This is a genomic window from Pseudoalteromonas sp. SR45-5 (assembly GCF_014163565.1).
Taxonomy (GTDB): Bacteria; Pseudomonadota; Gammaproteobacteria; order Enterobacterales; family Alteromonadaceae; genus Pseudoalteromonas; species Pseudoalteromonas distincta.
Genome location: NZ_JACJDN010000965.1, coordinates 1 through 932, shown reverse-complemented (window position 1 = coordinate 932; position 932 = coordinate 1). Strand labels below are relative to the sequence as shown.

The 932-nt window shown below is 37.4% G+C and carries 1 protein-coding gene; it reads left to right on the top strand.

Going from position 1 to position 932, the window contains the following annotated elements; translation table 11 throughout:
• Nucleotides 1-191: 191 nt before the first annotated feature.
• On the top strand, nt 192-932 hold a 741-nt coding region (locus tag H5072_RS20390; RefSeq protein WP_182694629.1), incomplete at its 3' end, for a hypothetical protein.

Sequence of the window (932 nt, the reverse complement as noted above, 5' to 3'; positions counted from 1 at the left end):
AATAAATATGCTTGAGGTAGCGATGTTTATTCAGCTTTAGTTTATAAGCCCTTAGGGTGACTACGGTTTATAAAGAGCTCAACCTATCAATTTTTTGGTGTATTTTTTAAGTTAATCGGCGCAAAGCTACCCTGTTAACGTATATTTAATGTAAGATTAAATAATTAGGTTATATATCCGAGAATTACACCATGATCGTTTCTATTATAATAGTGCTTATAGTTGCATTGATTGTGATTGCACTTTGGGTAAGTGCTGTACAACAACACAAAGAAAAACAAGAAGCGGAACGCCGCAAAGAGCTAACAAAACAAAAAGCTATAATAGAAGAAACAGAAGAAGCACTAATGAATAGTGCCAATATACCTCTTTCTGAAAATATAATCCGTGTATTGCAACGCCGTATTTACGAAGCATTAAACACGATGGTTACTAGTTCGCCAACATCCAAAGCACTCAAAAGCCGCTTAGGTGAGGCTAAAACGCACCTCACCAATGCAGTTCTAGACAACAGCAGTGAAGCCCTAACGCTACCGAGTAATGACAAGCAGCTTGTTGGCCTAATTCAAGGTATTAAAAAATTACGCTCAATTTTACGCTCTGAACATAATAAAGGTCGTATTGATAGCCAAGTTTTTGTTTTAGAAGATAAACGTCTTGAAAAACTACAACTGCGTATTAATATCGAAAGCCAAATAAAACGTGGCTTATCTGCCCGCTCAGCGAGTATGGTTGGCTCTGCAAGGCAGTATTTTGAAAAAGCACAGGCAACGCTCAATGCAGTTACATACACCGATGAATATGTAACAACAAAACGCCAAGAAGTTGAAGGTTACTTAGAAGCAATTAGTGTTGAACTGCGGGCTTCTAATGCAAGCGCACTTAAAAAGAAAACAGAAGAAGAGCAAGACGACTTAGATATATTGTTTGCT